18 protein-coding genes are annotated in these 19,019 nt (G+C 63.6%); 17 read left to right on the plus strand and 1 reads right to left on the minus strand.

What is annotated here, in order from left to right; all coding sequences use genetic code 11:
- Positions 1-27 precede the first annotated feature (27 nt).
- The 17 genes from C5F46_RS04025 to C5F46_RS04105 all read left to right on the plus strand — a co-directional run bounded on the left by C5F46_RS04025 (position 28) and on the right by C5F46_RS04105 (position 18,125).
- Positions 28-1,236, plus strand: a complete 1,209-nt coding sequence (locus C5F46_RS04025; RefSeq protein ID WP_107324122.1) for an NADH-quinone oxidoreductase subunit D — start codon at positions 28-30, stop codon at positions 1,234-1,236.
- Complete coding sequence (nuoE, locus tag C5F46_RS04030; protein WP_107324073.1) at positions 1,236-2,342, plus strand: NADH-quinone oxidoreductase subunit NuoE; 1,107 nt, start codon at positions 1,236-1,238, stop codon at positions 2,340-2,342. The genes C5F46_RS04025 and nuoE overlap by 1 nt, the downstream gene beginning before the upstream one ends.
- A 25-nt stretch (positions 2,343-2,367) precedes the next feature.
- Complete coding sequence (locus C5F46_RS04035; protein ID WP_107324074.1) at positions 2,368-2,877, plus strand: hypothetical protein; 510 nt, start codon at positions 2,368-2,370, stop codon at positions 2,875-2,877.
- Between the two features lie 250 nt (positions 2,878-3,127).
- Positions 3,128-4,423, plus strand: coding sequence for an NADH-quinone oxidoreductase subunit NuoF (nuoF, locus tag C5F46_RS04040; protein WP_107324123.1), 1,296 nt, complete (start codon positions 3,128-3,130; stop codon positions 4,421-4,423).
- 3 nt (positions 4,424-4,426) lie between these two features.
- Complete coding sequence (gene nuoG, locus C5F46_RS04045; RefSeq protein ID WP_107324075.1) at positions 4,427-6,451, plus strand: NADH-quinone oxidoreductase subunit NuoG; 2,025 nt, start codon at positions 4,427-4,429, stop codon at positions 6,449-6,451.
- Positions 6,448-6,846 carry a hypothetical protein gene (locus tag C5F46_RS04050; RefSeq protein WP_235820077.1) on the plus strand — a complete coding sequence of 133 codons (399 nt, stop codon included), beginning with the start codon at positions 6,448-6,450 and terminating at the stop codon, positions 6,844-6,846. The genes nuoG and C5F46_RS04050 overlap by 4 nt, the downstream gene beginning before the upstream one ends.
- A gap of 12 nt (positions 6,847-6,858) precedes the next feature.
- The gene (nuoH, locus tag C5F46_RS04055; RefSeq protein ID WP_107324077.1) at positions 6,859-7,896 is read left to right on the plus strand and encodes an NADH-quinone oxidoreductase subunit NuoH; all 1,038 of its coding nucleotides are present in this window, start codon (positions 6,859-6,861) and stop codon (positions 7,894-7,896) included.
- Between the two features lie 11 nt (positions 7,897-7,907).
- Complete coding sequence (gene nuoI, locus C5F46_RS04060) at positions 7,908-8,399, plus strand: NADH-quinone oxidoreductase subunit NuoI (protein WP_107324078.1); 492 nt, start codon at positions 7,908-7,910, stop codon at positions 8,397-8,399.
- Positions 8,396-8,803, plus strand: coding sequence for a carboxymuconolactone decarboxylase family protein (locus C5F46_RS04065; RefSeq protein WP_107324079.1), 408 nt, complete (start codon positions 8,396-8,398; stop codon positions 8,801-8,803). The genes nuoI and C5F46_RS04065 overlap by 4 nt, the downstream gene beginning before the upstream one ends.
- Positions 8,800-9,408 (plus strand): NADH-quinone oxidoreductase subunit J, encoded by a 609-nt coding sequence (locus tag C5F46_RS04070; RefSeq protein WP_107324080.1) that lies wholly within the window; start codon positions 8,800-8,802, stop codon positions 9,406-9,408. The genes C5F46_RS04065 and C5F46_RS04070 overlap by 4 nt, the downstream gene beginning before the upstream one ends.
- Before the next feature lie 85 nt (positions 9,409-9,493).
- Complete coding sequence (gene nuoK, locus C5F46_RS04075) at positions 9,494-9,799, plus strand: NADH-quinone oxidoreductase subunit NuoK (protein ID WP_107324081.1); 306 nt, start codon at positions 9,494-9,496, stop codon at positions 9,797-9,799.
- A gap of 6 nt (positions 9,800-9,805) precedes the next feature.
- Positions 9,806-11,914: an NADH-quinone oxidoreductase subunit L gene (nuoL, locus tag C5F46_RS04080; protein ID WP_107324082.1), complete on the plus strand. Its 2,109-nt coding sequence runs from the start codon at positions 9,806-9,808 to the stop codon at positions 11,912-11,914.
- Positions 11,914-13,449, plus strand: a complete 1,536-nt coding sequence (locus tag C5F46_RS04085) for an NADH-quinone oxidoreductase subunit M (protein ID WP_107324083.1) — start codon at positions 11,914-11,916, stop codon at positions 13,447-13,449. Before nuoL ends, C5F46_RS04085 begins: the two co-directional genes overlap by 1 nt.
- Before the next feature lie 15 nt (positions 13,450-13,464).
- On the plus strand, positions 13,465-14,904 hold the full coding sequence (gene nuoN, locus C5F46_RS04090) for an NADH-quinone oxidoreductase subunit NuoN (RefSeq protein ID WP_107324084.1): 1,440 nt from the start codon (positions 13,465-13,467) through the stop codon (positions 14,902-14,904).
- Complete coding sequence (locus tag C5F46_RS04095; protein WP_268935651.1) at positions 14,894-15,658, plus strand: biotin--[acetyl-CoA-carboxylase] ligase; 765 nt, start codon at positions 14,894-14,896, stop codon at positions 15,656-15,658. Before nuoN ends, C5F46_RS04095 begins: the two co-directional genes overlap by 11 nt.
- A gap of 14 nt (positions 15,659-15,672) precedes the next feature.
- Complete coding sequence (locus C5F46_RS04100) at positions 15,673-16,452, plus strand: type III pantothenate kinase (protein WP_107324086.1); 780 nt, start codon at positions 15,673-15,675, stop codon at positions 16,450-16,452.
- Positions 16,449-18,125 (plus strand): ribonuclease J, encoded by a 1,677-nt coding sequence (locus tag C5F46_RS04105; protein WP_107324087.1) that lies wholly within the window; start codon positions 16,449-16,451, stop codon positions 18,123-18,125. Before C5F46_RS04100 ends, C5F46_RS04105 begins: the two co-directional genes overlap by 4 nt.
- 6 nt (positions 18,126-18,131) lie before the next feature.
- Here C5F46_RS04105 and C5F46_RS04110 read toward each other — a convergent pair whose 3' ends face one another.
- Positions 18,132-18,962, minus strand: coding sequence for an alpha/beta fold hydrolase (locus tag C5F46_RS04110; protein ID WP_107324124.1), 831 nt, complete (start codon positions 18,960-18,962; stop codon positions 18,132-18,134).
- Between the last annotated feature and the right edge of the window lie 57 nt (positions 18,963-19,019).

Below are 19,019 nucleotides of genomic sequence, written 5' to 3' on the forward strand. Positions count from 1 at the left end.
GGACAAGCACGGAATGAAGGTGAAATGATGGACGCCAGCTTTGACGACATGCTGACGGGCGAGCAGCAGATCAGGAATTTCAACATCAACTTCGGCCCGCAGCACCCCGCGGCGCACGGGGTGCTTCGTCTGGTGCTGGAGCTTGACGGCGAGATCGTGGAGCGTTGCGATCCGCATATCGGCCTTCTGCACCGCGGCACCGAAAAGCTGATGGAAAGCCGCACCTATCTGCAGAATCTGCCCTATTTTGACCGGCTCGATTACGTTGCCCCGATGAACCAGGAGCATGCCTGGTGTCTTGCTATCGAAAAGTTGACCGGCGTCGAAGTGCCGCGCCGCGCAAGTCTCATCCGTGTGCTTTACTCCGAGATTGGGCGTATCCTGAGCCATCTGCTGAACGTGACGACGCAGGCGATGGATGTGGGTGCGTTGACGCCTCCGCTTTGGGGGTTTGAGGAACGTGAAAAGCTGATGGTGTTTTACGAACGCGCATGTGGGGCCAGGCTGCACGCCGCCTACTTCCGCCCCGGCGGGGTCCATCAGGATCTTCCGCCTGCGCTGCTTGATGACATCGAAGCCTGGGCCGAGGCCTTCCCCAAGGTGCTTGATGATATCGACGGCCTGCTGACGGAAAACCGCATCTTCAAGCAGCGCAACGTCGATATCGGCGTGATCACCGAAGACGAGATCCTGCAATGGGGCTATTCGGGGGTGATGGTGCGCGGTTCGGGCCCTGCGTGGGATCTGCGCCGCAGCCAGCCCTATGAATGCTATGACGAATTCGACTTTCAGATACCGGTGGGCAAGAACGGCGACTGCTACGATCGTTATCTGTGCCGGATGGAGGAGATGCGGCAATCGACCCGCATCATTCAGCAGGCGATTGCCAAGCTGCGCGTGGCCACCGGCGATGTTTTGGCGCGCGGCAAGCTGACGCCGCCGAAACGGGCCGAGATGAAGCGCGACATGGAGGCGCTGATCCACCACTTCAAACTTTATACCGAGGGCTTCCACGTTCCCGCTGGCGAGGTTTACGCCGCGGTCGAGGCGCCCAAGGGTGAATTTGGCGTCTATCTGGTGTCGGATGGCACCAACAAGCCCTATCGCGCCAAGATACGGGCGCCCGGATATCTGCATCTGCAATCCATGGACCATGTGGCCCGCGGCCACCAACTGGCCGATGTGGCCGCCATCATCGGTACGATGGATGTCGTTTTCGGGGAGATCGACCGCTGATGCTGCGCCGCCTTCACCATGATCAGCCTGAAAGCTTTGTCTTTACCCCGGCCAACGAGGCATGGGCCCGCGCGCAGATCACCAAATACCCCGAGGGTCGTCAGGCCAGCGCGATCATTCCGCTGTTGTGGCGCGCGCAGGAACAGGAAGGCTGGCTGACCCGCCCGGCTATTGAACATGTCGCTGACATGCTGGGGATGCCCTATATCCGCGCGCTTGAAGTGGCGACCTTCTACTTCATGTTCCAGTTGCAGCCGGTCGGCTCAGTCGCGCATGTGCAGGTCTGCGGCACCACCTCGTGCCTTGTCTGCGGCGCCGAGGATCTGATCGGCGTTTGCAAGTCGAAGATCGCCAACAGCGCCCATACGCTGTCGGCAGATGGCAAATTCAGCTGGGAAGAGGTCGAATGCCTTGGCGCCTGCTCGAATGCGCCGATGGCGCAGATCGGCAAGGATTACTATGAGGATCTGACGGCCGAAAGCCTTGCGCATATTCTGGACGAACTGGCGGCGGGCCGTGTGCCGCAGCCTGGTTCGCAGAAAGGCCGCTATGCCGCCGAGCCTGCCTCGGGTCTGACCAGCCTTGCCGATTATGCGGCGGGGCGGGCCAAATATAATGCAAGCGTGGAACTGGCGATGGCGCTGGGCGATACCGTCAAGCGGATCGACGGCAGCGAAGCCCCGGTTCTGACACCCTGGCTGGGCGGCACTGCCCGGTCTGCTCCCCCATCGCAGGGTCAACCTGCGCAGGCCGAGGCCCCTGCGGCCGCGGCGAAAACCGCGGCGACCGAGCGATTGGTCGAGGCCCCCGCTGGGTATCTCTCCCGACCCGAACCGCTGGCCGCTGCGCGCGGCGGCGTTGCGGATGATCTCAAGAAGATCAAGGGCGTCGGGCCCGCACTCGAGGTGTTGCTCAACAGCCTCGGCATCTTCCACTTCGATCAGGTGGCCTCGTGGACCGGGGCTGAACTTGCCTGGATCGATGACAATCTTGAGGGCTTCAAGGGCCGCGCCAGTCGCGACGACTGGGTGGCGCAGGCGAAACTTCTCGCTTCGGGTGGTGAAACCGAATTCTCGAAGCGGGTCGACAAGGGCGATGTCTATTGAGCTAACTCTGATGGAGGACTAGTCGATGACGAAAGAATGGCACGATATGGACGGCACGACGCGCAATTGGATGATTGCGATCGGCGTGGGCGTTGCGACGATGGTGCTGACGGTGGGTCTCGGGGACAAGTCGCCGACGGCTGGCGTGACGGCCGGGCTGGTGGCGATCGTGTTTTTCGGGTTTTTCCTCGAATGGGCGTTTGGCGGCAAGGATGCCAATACCCAGATGCAAAATCTGATGGCGGCTCTGACGCCGACCAAACTGCCGACCAACGAAGAAGTGGTTGGTGGCCAGCCCCAGTTTGACGTGAAAGCGCTGAAACTGGACGGTCTGATTGATTGGCTGACCCCGAAAAAACTGATCTCGAACGACGATCTGGCGAAGGTGACTGGCGTCCGTCTGGACGACATGTCGCTGGAAAAAGTCGGCATGGCCGGGATCGTTCAGACGGCGGCTGGTGAGAAGCCTGCGGCGAAACCCGCCGTTGTGGCTGAAAAACCGGCGGTGAAGGCGAAAGCCAAAACCGAAGGCTAAGCGAAGAAAGCTCGCAAGAGCTGTCTCCCGCTCACATCAGGGGGCTGGCGATCCAGGGTAGGTTGGCAACTTTCGGTTGCCTTCGGATCGCCGCGGCCCCGTGAGAGGGAGGGTGTCTGTCCGGGTGCAGGGATGGGACGGCTTTTCAAGCCGGTCTTTCCGTTCGCCCGCCCTTTGGGCGGCGCCAGTTTGGGTGCCGTTCACCGTGCCAGAAATTCTGGTGCAAGGTCAGGAAAATGAGGAAGAGCGCATGCTGAAAGACCAGGACCGAATTTTCACCAACCTTTACGGGATGCATGATCGCAGCCTTGCGGGCGCGCGCAAGCGTGGTCATTGGGACGGGACGGCGGGCTTTCTGGCGCAGGGCCGCGACTGGCTGGTGGAACAGGTCAAGGCCTCGGGCCTGCGGGGCCGGGGCGGAGCGGGCTTTCCGACCGGCTTGAAATGGTCATTCATGCCCAAGCAGTCTGATGGTCGGCCCTGTTATCTGGTCATCAATGCCGACGAATCCGAACCCGGCACCTGCAAAGACCGCGAAATCATGCGCCACGATCCGCACACGCTGATCGAGGGCGCGCTGATCGCCGCTTTTGCGATGGGGGCGAATGCGGCCTACATCTATATCCGTGGCGAATACATCCGTGAACGCGAGGCGCTTCAGGCCGCCATCGACGAGGCCTATGACGCGGGCCTGATCGGCAAGAACGCCTGCAAGTCGGGTTATGACTTTGACCTGTATCTGCACCATGGCGCCGGCGCCTATATCTGCGGCGAGGAAACTGCGCTGCTGGAAAGCCTTGAGGGCAAGAAGGGCATGCCGCGGATGAAGCCGCCGTTCCCCGCCGGATCGGGGCTTTACGGCTGCCCGACCACGGTAAACAATGTGGAATCCATCGCTGTCGTGCCTACCATCCTGCGCCGCGGCGCAAGCTGGTTTGCGGGCATCGGTCGCCCGAACAATGCGGGGACCAAGCTGTTTGCGATCTCGGGCCACGTCAACAACCCCTGCGTCGTCGAAGAGGCAATGTCGATCCCGCTGCGCGAACTGCTGGAGCGTCACTGTGGCGGGGTGCGCGGCGGCTGGGGCAACCTCAAGGCGGTGATCCCCGGCGGGTCGTCGGTGCCGATGCTGAACGCGGCCCAATGCGACGAGGCGCTGATGGATTTCGACTGGCTGCGCGAGCAGCGCAGTGGCCTTGGCACCGCTGCGGTGATCGTGATGGATCAGTCTACCGACATCATCAAGGCGATCTGGCGGCTGTCGAAATTCTACAAGCACGAAAGTTGCGGCCAGTGCACGCCCTGCCGCGAGGGCACCGGCTGGATGATGCGCATCATGGACCGTCTGGTTCGCGGCGAGGCCGAAATCGAGGAAATCGACATGCTGATGAGCGTGACGAAGCAGGTCGAGGGCCACACGATCTGCGCCCTTGGCGACGCGGCGGCCTGGCCCATTCAGGGCCTGATCCGGCAGTTCCGGGACGAGATCGAAGACCGCATCAAGGCCCGCAAGACGGGTCGCACAGGTGCGATGGCGGCGGAGTAAGCGATGACCAACCTGCGTAAACTCATCATCGACGGGCATGAGGTCGAGGTCGATCCGGCGCTGACCATCATTCAGGCCTGCGAACAGGCGGGCATCGAGGTGCCGCGGTTTTGCTATCACGAACGTCTGACCATCGCGGGCAACTGCCGGATGTGCCTTGTCGAGGTGGTGGGCGGCCCGCCGAAACCCACTGCGTCCTGCGCAATGCAGGTCAAAGACCTGCGCCCCGGCCCGAACGGCGAGCCCCCGGTGGTCAAGACCAACAGCCCCATGGTGCGCAAGGCGCGCGAGGGGGTGATGGAGTTCCTGCTGATCAACCACCCGCTGGATTGCCCGATCTGCGATCAGGGCGGCGAATGCGATCTGCAAGATCAGGCCATGGCTTACGGGGTGGACTTCAGCCGCTACCGCGAGGCCAAGCGTGCCAGCGAAGACCTTGATCTGGGCCCGCTGGTGGCCACCACGATGACGCGCTGCATTTCCTGCACCCGCTGCGTGCGCTTTACCACCGAGGTGGCGGGCATCACCCAGATGGGCCAGACCGGCCGGGGCGAGGATGCCGAGATCACCTCGTATCTGGGCATGACGCTGGAATCGAACCTGCAAGGAAACATCATCGACCTGTGCCCTGTGGGCGCGCTGACATCGAAACCCTATGCCTTCACCGCCCGCCCGTGGGAGCTGACCAAGACCGAAACCATCGACGTGATGGACGGGTTGGGCGCCAATATCCGCGTCGATACCAAGGGCCGCGAAGTAATGCGCATTTTGCCGCGCAACCATGACGGCGTGAACGAGGAGTGGATTTCCGACAAGACCCGCTTTGTCTGGGACGGTCTGCGCCGGCAACGGCTGGATGTGCCCTATATCCGCGAAAACGGCCGTCTGCGGAAGGCCGGCTGGCCCGAGGCGCTTGCCGCCGCCGCCCGCGCGATGACCGGCAAGAAGGTGCTGGGGCTGGTGGGCGATCTGGCCCCGGTCGAGGCGGCCTTTGCGTTGAGGCAACTGATCGAGGGGCTGGGTGGCACGGTCGAATGCCGCACTGACGGCGCACGGTTGCCGATCGGGAACCGGTCGGCCTATGTCGGCACCGCCCGGATCGAGGAGATCGACACCGCAGGTGACATCTGGCTGATCGGAACCAACCCGCGCGAGGAAAGCCCGGTGCTGAACGCGCGCATCCGCAAGGCTTGGGCTGCGGGCGCCGATGTCACGCTGATCGGGCAGGCTGCCGATCTGACCTATGACTATCGCCATCTTGGCACCGACCGCGCCGCCTTGGTTGCCGCTGCCGCCGCCGCCGGTGCCGCGGGTAAGCCTGCGCTGGTGATCGTGGGGCAGGGCGCGCTGAACGAGGCCGATGGCGAGGCGGTTCTGGCCCATGCGATGGCGCTGACCAAGGCGTTGGGCGGCAAGATGCTGGTGTTGCACACCGCCGCCGCCCGCGTTGGCGCGATGGATGTGGGCGCCGTAACCGAGGGCGGGCTGCTGGCTGCGGTTGAGGGTGTGGAGGTGATCTACAACCTCGGCGCCGACGAGGTGGAGATCGCGCCCGCCGCCGAGGGCGGGCCGTTCGTGATCTATCAGGGCAGCCACGGCGACCGGGGCGCGAACCGCGCCGATGTGATCCTGCCCGCCGCGGCCTACACCGAGGAAAACGCGCTGTTCGTGAACACCGAGGGCCGGCCGCAGCTTGCCTTCCGCGCGGGTTTTGCCCCTGGCGAGGCCAATGAAAACTGGGCGATCCTGCGCGCGCTGTCGGCCGACCTGGGACGCATCCAGCCGTGGAACGATCTGGCCGGTCTACGCCGGGCGCTGGTGGCGGCGCATCCGCATCTGGGCGCGGTCGATACGGTGGCCGACAACGGCTGGCATCCGCTGCCGCTGCGTGACCCCGGCCGGGCCGATTTCCGCCCGGCGATCCGCGATTTCTATCTGACCAACCCGATCGCGCGCGCCTCGACCCTGATGGCCGAATTGTCGGCGCAGGCGCGGGCGCGGGCTGTGCGACCGATGGCTGCGGAATGACGATGGCGGCTCCGGGCACCTTCGCGCGTCTTGCGCCGGGTCTTCTGGCCGGGTTGGCGGCCTGTTCGGCGCAGGGGGCCGCAGGCCCGGCGGCGCCCGGCTGGCACGGCGCCAAGGCCGAGATGCTGGCCGATGACCTGATGGTCGTGCGCGCCGGGGCGGCCGGGGGGGCGCAGGTGGCGACCGATTACGCCACCTGTGCCGCCGCGCAGGCGGCACAGGCGCGCGGGCAGGGCTATCTGCGCCACCTGCGCACCAATATTGACGAACGGGGCGGCGTCTGGCGGGCCGATGCGGCCTATCTGGTTTCGCCCGAACCGCCGCGGGGCCTTCGGGTCATCGCGGCAGAGGCGGCGCTGGCCGATTGCGCGGCCCGCAGCATACCGACGGTCTGAGGAACAGGATAAATGGCAGAATTTCTCATCACCCCACTGGGAACCTTCCTTCTGATCGCGGTTCAGGGGCTGGGCGTGATCGCCTTCGTGATGATCTCGCTGCTGTTTCTGGTGTATGGCGACCGCAAGATCTGGGCGGCGGTGCAGATGCGCAAAGGCCCCAACGTGGTGGGCGCATTTGGCCTGCTGCAAACCGTGGCCGACGCGCTGAAATATGTGGTCAAGGAAATCGTCGTGCCTGCCGGGTCCGACAAGTTCGTGTTCTTCCTTGCACCGATGTTGTCGATGGTGCTGGCGATCCTTGCCTGGGCGGTGATTCCGTTCAACGAAACCTGGGTTCTGGCCGATATCAACGTGGCGATCCTGTTCGTCTTTGCCGTCTCCAGCCTTGAGGTTTACGGCGTGATCATGGGCGGCTGGGCCTCGAACTCCAAATATCCGTTTCTGGGCAGCCTGCGGTCGGCTGCGCAGATGATTTCCTACGAGGTGTCGCTGGGGCTGATCATCGTGGGCATCATCCTGTCGACTGGCAGCATGAATTTTGGCGATATCGTTGCGGCGCAGGATGGAAATCTGGGGCTGTTCAACTGGTATTGGCTGCCGCATCTGCCAATGGTGGTGCTGTTCTTCATCTCGGCGCTGGCCGAAACCAACCGCCCGCCGTTCGACCTGCCCGAGGCAGAGTCGGAACTGGTGGCGGGGTTCATGGTCGAATATTCCTCCACGCCCTACCTGCTGTTCATGGCGGGTGAATATATCGCCATTTTCCTGATGTGCGCGCTGATGAGCCTGCTGTTCTTTGGCGGCTGGCTGTCGCCTATTCCCGGCCTGCCCGATGGCGCGCTGTGGATGGTGGCGAAGATGAGCGTGATGTTCTTCATGTTCGCCATGGTGAAGGCGATCGTGCCGCGCTACCGCTATGACCAGTTGATGCGGATCGGCTGGAAGGTGTTCCTGCCGCTGTCGCTGGGTTGGGTCGTGCTGGTGGCGTTTCTGGCGAAATTCGAAATTCTCGGCGGCTTTTGGGCGCGCTGGCCGGTTGCAGGCTGAGGGAGGGGCGCATGGCACTCGATTACACCCGCGCGGCGAAGTATTTTCTGCTGGTTGACTTCATCAAGGGCTTCCAGTTGGGGATGAAGTATTTCTTCGCCCCCAAGGCCACGCTGAACTACCCGCATGAAAAAGGCCCGCTGTCGCCCCGGTTCCGGGGCGAGCATGCGCTGCGCCGCTATCCCAATGGCGAGGAACGCTGCATCGCCTGCAAACTGTGCGAGGCGGTCTGCCCGGCGCAGGCCATCACCATCGACGCCGAACCGCGCGAGGACGGTTCGCGCCGCACCACGCGCTATGACATCGACATGACCAAATGCATCTACTGCGGCTTCTGCCAGGAGGCTTGCCCCGTCGATGCCATCGTCGAAGGCCCGAACTTTGAATATGCGACCGAAACCCGCGAGGAGCTGTTCTACGACAAGGCCAAGCTTCTGGACAACGGCGCCCGCTGGGAAGCCGAGATCGCCCGCAACCTCGAGATGGACGCGCCCTACAGATGACCGAAGAATTTACCAAGCTGTTCAAGGCGATGATGGAGCAGGGCCAGGAAATGGCCCGCGCCTTCAACCCCGCGCTGGAAACCTTCAACCCCAAGGCTTTCGAGAAATTCTTTCCCACCATGTCCAAGGACATGATGGAGATGTGGTTCGGCAAGACCTTCAACCGTGAGGGGCTGGATGCGAAAACCCGGCTGCTCGTAACGCTGGCGGCGCTGGTGGTGCTGGGTGCGCAGGCCGAGCCGCAACTGCGGCTGACGATCCGTCACGCGCTGGAAGCAGGCGCCACCCAGCGCGAAATCGCGGAAGTCATCTTTCAGATGAGCATGTTCGGCGGCGTGCCCGCCATGACCAAGGCGCTGGAGATCTCTCAGGGCGTCTTTGGCGAAATGGAGGGCAAGGCATGACGGCATTTGCATTCACCTTTTACCTCTTCGGGGTGACGGCGGTGATTGCCGGGCTGATGGTGGTTCTGGCGCGCAACCCGGTGCATTCGGTGTTGTGGCTGATCCTGGCCTTCATTTCCTCGGCGGGGCTGTTCGTGCTGATGGGGGCCGAATTCGTCGCGATGCTGCTGATGATCGTCTATGTCGGGGCGGTGGCGGTGCTGTTCCTGTTCGTGGTGATGATGCTCGACATCGACTTTGCCGAGTTGAAAGAGGATCTGCTGCGCCACAAGCTGCTGGGCTTTCTGATCGGCGGGGTGATCCTGGGGCAGTTGGGCTTTGGCTTTGCCACCTGGCGCACCGCCGATGCGGCGGGCGGGCTGCGGATGGCCCCGATCGAGCCGGGCGTCACCAACACCCATGCGCTGGGGATGCTGCTTTATGACAAGTATCTGCTGCTGTTTCAGGTCTCGGGGCTGGTGCTGCTGGTGGCGATGATCGGGGCGATCTTGCTGACGATACGGCACCGGCGGGATGTCAAGCGGCAGGATGTGCTGGCGCAGATGTATCGCGATCCGGCGCAGGCGATGGAACTGAAGGATGTGAAGCCGGGGCAGGGCCTGTGACAGGCCCGCACCGTGACGGCCCGGTCAGGGGGACCGGGGCAGGGACCGAAGCGAAGATGACGGGGAAACGCCCGGAGGGACGGACATGATCGGATTGACACATTACCTCGGCGTGGCCGCCGCGCTTTTCGTGACGGGCATCTTCGGCATCTTCGTGAACCGCAAGAACGTCATCGTCATTTTGATGTCGATCGAATTGATGCTGCTGGCCGTCAATATCAACCTCGTGGCGTTTTCGGCGCATCTGGGTGATCTTGTCGGGCAGGTGTTCACCATGTTCGTGCTGACGGTCGCCGCCGCCGAAGCCGCCATCGGGCTGGCGATCCTCGTCGTGTTCTACCGCGCCCGCGGCAGTATCGACGTGGAAAAAGTCAACGTGATGAAGGGGTAAGGGCAAATGGAACAAATCATTCTCCTTGCCCCTCTGCTGGGGGCCGTGATCGGTGGCTTTGGCTGGCGCGTGATCGGTGAAAAGGGCGCCATGGGCGTGACCACGGGGCTTTTGTTCCTGTCGTGCCTGTTGTCGTGGATCGTGTTTCTGGGCCATGACGGTGTGACCGAACAGATCCCGCTGTTCGACTTCATCCGCTCGGGCAGCCTTGAGGCGAGCTGGGCGATCCGGGTTGACCGGCTGACGGCGATCATGCTGATCGTGGTCACCACGGTGTCGGCCTTTGTGCATCTTTATAGCTACGGCTACATGGCGCATGATGACAATTGGGGCCATTCCGAGGCCTACAAGGCGCGGTTTTTTGCCTATCTGTCGTTCTTTACCTTTGCCATGCTTGCGCTGGTCACCGCCGACAACCTTGTGCAGTTGTTCTTCGGCTGGGAAGGGGTGGGTGTCGCCTCGTATCTGCTGATCGGGTTCTATTACAAGAAAGCCTCGGCCAATGCCGCGGCGATCAAGGCCTTTATCGTGAACCGGGTGGGAGATTTCGGCTTCCTGCTGGGCATCGGTGCACTGTTCTTCCTGGTGGATTCGATCCGCATGGATGACATCTTTGCCGCCGCCCCGTCGCTTGCCGAAACGCAGCTTTCGTTCCTCGGCGGCAGTTGGAGTGCCGCCAATGTGGTCGGCGTTCTGCTGTTCATCGGCGCGATGGGCAAATCGGCGCAACTGTTCTTGCACACCTGGCTGCCCGATGCGATGGAAGGCCCGACGCCGGTTTCGGCGCTGATCCATGCCGCAACCATGGTGACGGCTGGGGTGTTTCTGGTCTGCCGCATGTCGCCGGTGTTCGAATACGCCCCCGACGCCAAGATGATGATCGTCTATGTCGGCGCGGCGACGGCATTTTTCGCCGCCACCGTTGGCCTTGTGCAAAACGACATCAAGCGCGTGATCGCCTATTCGACCTGCTCGCAACTGGGTTACATGTTCGTGGCGGCGGGCGTGGGCGTCTATTCGGTGGCGATGTTCCACCTGCTGACCCACGCGTTTTTCAAGGCGATGCTGTTTCTGGCGGCGGGCTCGGTCATTCATGCGATGCACCACGAACAGGACATGCGCCGCTACGGCGGGCTGAAAGACAAGATCCCGTTGACCTTCTATGCGATGCTGATCGGCACGCTGGCGATCACCGGCGTGGGCATTCCGTTGACCCATATCGGCTTTGCGGGCTTCCTGTCGAAGGATGCTATCATCGAAAGCGCCTGGGCGGGCGGGCCTGCCTTTGCCTTCTGGGCGCTCGTGGTTGCTGCGGCCTTTACCGCCTTTTATTCCTGGCGGCTGATGTTCATGACCTTCTGGGGCAAGCCGCGGGGCGATCATCACGCGCATGACCACGCCCATGAAAGCCCGCTGTCAATGCTGGTGCCGCTGGGCGCGCTGGCGATCGGTGCGGTGTTCTCGGGCATGGTCTGGTATGGCAGTTTCTTTGGCGACCATGACAAGGTTGCGCGCTTCTTCGGGATGCCGGTTCACGCAACCGCCGCCGAGGGGCATTCCGAGGCAACCGCCGAGGCCGGGCACAGCCCGAGCGCGATGGCGCAAGAGCGCGCCGACCTGATTGCGGAAGACGCCGCCTCTGCCATCCCGGCCCCTGCCGCCCCGCAAGGCGCGATCTTCATTGCCGCCGACAATCATGTGATGGACGATGCCCACCACGCCCCGCAATGGGTCAAGGCGGCGCCGTTCCTTGCGATGCTGTCGGGGCTGTCGGTGGCGGTGCTGTTCTACATCCTGATGCCGCAACTGCCCGGGCAACTGGCCCGCGCGCTGCCGTGGCTTTACCAGTTCCTGCTCAACAAATGGTATTTCGACGAAATCTATGAGGTCGTCTTTGTCCGCCCGGCGCGTGCGATTGGCCGCGGTCTGTGGAAGGTGGGCGATGGCGGTGCGATCGACGGGCTGATCAACGGCATCGCGCTGGGTGTGATCCCGTGGTTGACGCGGTTCGCCGGGCGGGTCCAGTCGGGCTATCTCTATCACTATGCCTTTGCGATGGTCGTGGGCATCGTCGCGCTGATGCTCTGGGTCGTGCTGCAGGGGGGCGCGCAGTAATGGATAACCTGCTTTCCATCGTCACCTTCCTGCCGCTGGTTGCGGCTCTGATTCTGGCCGTGTTCCTGCGTGGCGACGATCCGGCGGCGCAGCGCAACGCCAAGCGTCTGGCGCTGACCGCGACCTCGGCCACCTTCCTTGTGTCGCTGTTCATCCTGACCGGGTTCGACCCTGCCGACACCGGCTTTCAGTTTGTCGAAGAGGGCAAGTGGATCCTTGGCCTGAACTACAAGCTGGGGGTTGACGGGATCTCGGTCCTGTTCGTGATGCTGACGACCTTCATCATGCCCTTGACGATCTATGCCTGCTGGGGCGTCACGACGCGGGTCAAGGAATACATGATCGCCTTCCTCGTGCTGGAAACGCTGATGCTGGGCGTTTTCGTGGCGCTGGATCTGGTGCTGTTCTACCTGTTCTTCGAGGGTGGCCTGATCCCGATGTTCCTGATCATCGGCATCTGGGGTGGCAAGGAGCGCATCTACGCCAGCTTCAAGTTCTTTCTCTACACCTTCCTCGGCTCGGTGCTGATGCTGGTTGCGATGATCGCGATGTATATGGATGCGGGCACCACCGATATCGCGGTGCTTCTGGGCCATCAGTTCGGGTCGGAAACGATGCGGTTTGGCGGCCTTACGCTGCTGGGCGGGATGCAGTCGCTGCTGTTCCTGGCCTTCCTTGCCTCGTTCGCGGTCAAGATGCCGATGTGGCCGGTTCACACCTGGCTGCCCGATGCACACGTTCAGGCGCCCACCGCGGGTTCGGTCGTGCTGGCGGCGATCATGCTGAAGATGGGTGGCTACGGCTTCCTGCGGTTTTCGTTGCCAATGTTCCCGGTTGCCTCTGACATTTGGGCGCCGCTGATCTGGGGCATGAGCGCGATTGCCATCATCTACACCTCGCTGGTGGCGCTGGCGCAGACCGACATGAAAAAGCTGATCGCCTATTCCTCGGTTGCGCATATGGGCTTTGTGACGATGGGGATTTTCGCGGCGAACCAGCAGGGGCTGGATGGCGCGATCTTCCAGATGCTCAGCCACGGCTTCATTTCGGGCGCGCTGTTCCTGATCGTGGGGGTCATCTATGACCGGATGCACACCCGCGAGATTGACGCCTATGGCGGGCTGGTAAACCGGATGCCGGCCTTTGCGCTGGTGTTCATGTTCTTCACCATGGCCAATGTGGGCCTGCCAGGCACCAGCGGGTTCGTGGGCGAATTCCTGACGATCGTCGGCATCTTTCAGGTGTCCACCTGGACGGCGGCGCTGGCGGCGACGGGGGTGATCCTGTCGGCGGCCTATGCGCTGTGGCTCTATCGCCGGGTGGTTTTTGGCGAGTTGATCAAGGAAAGCCTGCGCACGATTGCCGACATGGACCGCCGCGAAAAACTGATCTTTGCACCGCTGGTTACCATGACCCTGATTTTGGGCGTCTATCCCAGCCTTGTGACCGATATCATCGGGCCTTCGGTTGCCGCCCTTGTCACCGACTATAACGCCAGCCTGCCCGCCAAAGTCGCGGCGCTTGCCGCGCATTGAGGGAGAAACACGACGATGACCTCTGCGGATTTCTCCATCATCCTGCCGGAACTGCTGCTGGCGCTCTTTGCAATGATCGCGCTATTGGCCGGGGTCTGGACCGGCAAGGACAAGGTCGCGCGGCCGATCTTGTGGGCCACGGTCGCGGTGATGCTGGTGCTGGCGGCGCTTATTGCGGTGGCGGGTGGCGCCTCGCGCACGGCCTTTGGGGGGCTGTTCCTTGACGATGCCTTCGCGCGTTTTGCCAAGGTGGCGGTGCTGTTGTCCGCCGCTGCCGTTCTGGCGATGAGCGTCGATTACCTGACCCGCCGTGGCCTGTTGCGGTTTGAATATCCGATCCTGATCGCGCTTGCGGTCGTGGGTATGATGATGATGGTTTCGGCGGGCGACCTGATGTCGCTTTATCTGGGGCTGGAGCTGCAATCGCTGGCACTTTATATTGTGGCCGCGCTGCGCCGTGACAGTGTGAAATCGACCGAGGCGGGGCTGAAATACTTTGTCTTGGGCGCGCTGTCGTCGGGGCTTCTGCTTTATGGCGCTTCGCTGACCTATGGTTTTGCGGGGACGACCGAATTTGCCGGCATCCTGAGTGTGGTGCGTGAAGGCGAGATGCCGCTGGGTCTGATGTTCGGGCTGGTGTTCCTGATCACGGGGCTGGCGTTCAAGGTCTCTGCCGTGCCGTTCCACATGTGGACGCCCGATGTCTACGAAGGCTCGCCCACGCCGGTGACCGCCTTCTTTGCCACCGCGCCCAAGATCGCGGCGATGGCGCTGTTCGCGCGGTTGGTGCATGACGCCTTCGGCACTGTGCCGGGCGACTGGGGGCAGGTTGTGGCGGCGCTGGCCGTGGCCTCGATGTTTCTGGGTGCGATCGCGGCGATCGGGCAAAAGAACATCAAGCGTCTGATGGCCTATTCCTCGATCTCGCACATGGGCTTTGCGCTGGTGGGGCTGGCGGCGGGGTCGGCGCTGGGGGTCCAGGCAATGCTGATCTATGTGGCGATCTATGTCGCCATGAACATCGGCACCTTTGCCTTCATCCTGTCGATGGAACGCGACGGTCAGCCGGTGACCGATATTTCGGCGCTGAATTATTATGCCCGGCGTGAACCGCTGAAGGCGCTGGCGTTGCTGGTGCTGCTGTTCAGCCTTGCTGGCGTGCCGCCGATGCTGGGCTTTTTCGGCAAGTTCGCGGTGCTGTCGGCGGCGGTCAAGGCGGGCTATGTGTGGCTTGCGGTGCTGGGCGTGATCGCTTCGGTGATCGGGGCCTTTTACTATATACGCATCGTCTACTTCATGTATTTCGGCACCGAAACCGACCCGTTGGACCGGCGCATGCCTGCGGTGCAATGGGTGCTGTTCATGGGATCGGCGGTGGTGATGCTGGTGGGGATCGTCAACCTCTTCGGGATCGAAGGTGCAGCCGGGACGGCGGCAGCAGCGCTTGTCCGCTAAGCCGCCGGTCTGGCCCGCGGGGGTTGCTTGCACGGTTCTGGCCGAGGTTGACAGCACCATGGCCGAGGCCGCGCGCCGCGCGCCTGCGCTGGCGGGGCCGGAATGGGTGCTGGCACTGCGCCAGACTGCGGGGCGTGGTCGTCGCGGGCGCGAATGGCGCGATCCGCCGGGCAATTTCGCCGCCACGCTGATCTTGCGGCCTGCGGGCGGGCCGGCGGCGGCGGCGCTTTATTCCTTTGTTGCGGCGCTGGCGCTGCATGATGCGCTGGCGGCGGTGGCGGGGCCTGCCGTGCCCTTGGCGATCAAATGGCCCAATGACGTGCTGCTGAACGGCGGCAAGGTGGCGGGTATCCTGCTGGAAAGCACCGGCGCCGGCACCGGCGCGCTCAGCCATCTGGCGGTGGGCATCGGCGTTAACCTGCGCCACGCCCCCGCGCCCGAGGTGCTGGAACCGGGCGCCATGCTGCCCGTCAGCCTGTGCGGTGAAACCGGCGTCGAGGTGACGCCGGAGGATTTCCTGGCGTATCTGGGTCCAGCCTTTGCGCGGTTTCAGGCGCAATATGAAACCTTCGGCTTTGCCCCGATCCGCACCGCGTGGTTGGCGCGGGCCGCCCGGCTGGGCCAGACCGTGACCGCCCGCACCCGCGCCGAGGTGAGTGTCGGCACATTCGAGACCATTGACGAAACCGGCGCCTTGGTCTTGAAGACCGCGCAAGGCCGCCGGGCGATTGCTGCGGCGGATGTGTTTTTCTGAAAGGGGCAGCCCCCATGCTTTTGTGCATCGACTGCGGCAATACCAATACGGTGTTTTCGATCTGGGACGGCAGCAGCTTTCGCGCGACATGGCGCATTGCGACCGATCACCGCCGCACGGCGGACGAATATTTCGTCTGGCTGTCCAGCCTGATGATGCTGACCAAGGTAGAGGCGCAGATCAGCGATGCGATCATCTCGTCCACGGTGCCGCGGGTGGTGTTCAACCTTCGTGTGCTGTGCAACCGCTATTTCGATTGTCGCCCGCTAGTGGTGGGCAAGCCCGATTGCGCGCTGCCGGTCGCGCCCCGCGTCGATCAGGGCACCACGGTCGGCCCCGACCGGCTGGTGAACACCGTGGCGGGCTTTGACCGCCACGGCGGCGATCTGATCGTGGTCGATTTCGGCACCGCTACCACCTTTGACGTGATCGACCATGACGGTGCCTATATCGGCGGCGTGATCGCGCCCGGCGTGAACCTGAGCCTTGAGGCGCTGCACATGGCCGCCGCTGCGCTGCCGCATGTGGACATCACCAAGCCGCAGGCGGCGATCGGCACGAACACGGTCACGTGTATCCAGTCGGGGGTTTACTTTGGCTATATCGGCCTTGTGGAAGGCATCGTGCGCCAGATAAGGATCGAACGCGACCGACCCATGAAGGTGATCGCCACCGGCGGGTTGGCGGCGCTGTTCGATCAGGGGTTCGATCTGTTCGCCTCTGTCGAGGACGATCTGACGATGCATGGGCTGGTGCTGATCCACCGGTTCAACCACAAAGGGCAAGTGGCATGAAAAAAGACCGGCTGATCTACCTTCCGCTTGGCGGTGCCGGGGAAATCGGGATGAACGCCTATGTCTATGGCTACGGTCCCGCCGGGAAGGAGCGGCTGATCCTGGTCGATCTGGGTGTGACCTTTCCCGACATGGATACCTCGCCCGGCGTTGACCTGATCCTGCCCGACATCAGCTGGCTGGAGGAAAACGCTGACCGGCTGGAGGCGATCTTTATCACCCATGCCCACGAAGACCATGTTGGCGCGCTGGCGCATCTGTGGCCGGGGCTGAAGGTGCCGGTTCATGCCCGCCGCTTTACCGCCCGCATCGCCGAGATGAAGATGGACGAGGCCGGGCTTCCGACCGATGTGATCCATGTTCACGCTCCGCGCCACCCGATCGAGGCCGGGCCGTTCCGGGTGCAGTTCGTGCCGGTCAGCCATTCCATCCCCGAAAGCAGCGCGCTGGTAATCGACACGCCCGCGGGCCGTATCGTGCATTCGGGCGACTTCAAGCTGGACGGCAACCCGGTGGTGGGCGAGGCCTTCGATCCGGTGATGTGGCACGAGATCGCGCGCGAAGGGCAGGGGGTGCGCATCCTCGCCTGTGACAGCACCAACATCTTTTCGACCCATCCGGGCCGGTCCGAGGCGACGCTGGCCGGGCCGCTGACCGAATTCATCGCCGCGCAGGATGGAATGGTGGTTGCGACCACATTCGCCTCGAACGTGGCGCGGCTGAAAACGCTGGCCGAGGCGGGCCGCGCTGCCGGGCGCTCGATCTGCATGTTGGGCCGGGCGATGAAGAAAATGATCACCGCCGCCGCCGAAACCGGCGTGCTGACCGAGTTTCCCGGCGTCGTGTCGCCCGAGGAGGCCCAGCATATCCCGCGCGAAAACCTGATGCTGATCGTCACCGGCAGCCAGGGCGAACGCCGCGCCGCCAGTGCGCAGCTCAGCCGCGGCAAATATCTGGGGCTGGAGATGCGCGAGGGCGATACCTTTCTGTTTTCGTCGAAAACCATTCCCGGCAACGAACGTGGCGTAATCCGCATCATGAATGCGATGTCGGAAATGGGGGTCGAGGTTGTCGATGACCGCGGCGGCCTTTACCACGTTTCGGGCCATGCCAACCGCCCCGATCTTGAGGCTGTGCATGATCTGTTGTCGCCCGCCATCCTGATTCCGATGCATGGCGAACACCGCCACCTGCGCGAACATGCGCGGCTGGCGCAGTCCAAGGGCATCGCCTCGGAGGTTGTGACCAACGGCATGATGATCGACCTGACCGGCCCCGCCCCGAAGGTGGTGGAGCATATCGAGGCCGGGCGGCGCTATCTGGATGGCAACGTGCTGATCGGGGCGCTGGATGGCATCGTGCGCGACCGTATCCGCATGGCGCTGAACGGCCATGTATTGATCACCGTGATCGTGGACGAAGACGATCTGCCCTTGGGCGATGCCTGGGTGGAACTGATGGGGCTGGCGGGCCGGGGCCGTTCGGGCGCCGCGCTGGCCGATCAGCTTGAGGCGGAACTGGCCGAGTTTCTGGAACGCGCCAGCGCCAAGGTGATCGCCTCGGATGACAAGATCGACGAGGCGATCCGGCGCATCGTGCGGCAGGTCTGCATGGAAGAGATCGGCAAGAAGCCCGAAGTGACGGTGGTCGTGTCGCGGCTGGTGGCCGAATAGGCCCGCTCAGGCACCGCAGGCCCGCAACCACAGGCTGATCGCGGCCAGCGCCTCGGCTTCGTCCAGAAACGGGATATGCGCGCGCCCTGGCACCTCGGCAAAGATCATGTCGGGGCGGCGGCGGCGCATTTCGGTCGTGGCCTCAGGTGACAGCAGATCGGAATTTGCCCCCCGGATCAGCGCCAGCGGCAGGCCCGCGCAGGCATCGAACAGGGGCCACAGATCGGTCGGCGGGCCGTCGAAGGCCGCCAGAAACGCCTCGCGCAGGGACGGGTCATAGCGGATGCGCAGCCCGTCGGGCGTTTCGGCATAGTGATGCGCCACCTCGGCCGCCCAACGCTCGGGCGGGACACCCTCGAAGCCCGGCATCAGGCCGGGCATCCGCGCCACCAGATCGGCCGCGTTGCGTGCCCGCGGGTTGCGCCCGACATAATCGAAGATCCGCTCCAGCCCGGCGCGCTCGATCACCGGGCCGACATCGTTCAGGCACAGCCCCGCCAGCCGACCCGGTGCCGTTGCGGCCAGAAACATCCCGATCAGCCCCCCGCGCGAGGTGCCGATGATCGCCGCCCGCGCGATCCCCAGATGGTCCATCAGCGCCAGAACGTCGCGCGCCTCGGTTGGGACGGTATAGGTGGCGGCCCCGGTCCAGCTCGACCCGCCGCGGCCGCGGTAATCGGGCCGGATCAGCCGGACGCCGGGCAGATGCGGCGCCAGATAGTTGAAATCGCGCCCGTCGCGCGTCAGCCCCGCCAGCGCAATCACCGGCAGCCCGGCACCCGTGTCACGGTAGGCAAGGCGCGCGCCATCGGGCGCGGTGAAATGGGTCTGGGGCATCGGTTCCTCCGGCAGGCTTTGTGCCACGTTGGCACAGCGCGGCAGTGCGGGGAAGGG

Origin of the sequence: Phaeovulum veldkampii DSM 11550, assembly GCF_003034995.1 — a bacterium.
GTDB classification, from domain to species: Bacteria; Pseudomonadota; Alphaproteobacteria; order Rhodobacterales; family Rhodobacteraceae; genus Phaeovulum; species Phaeovulum veldkampii.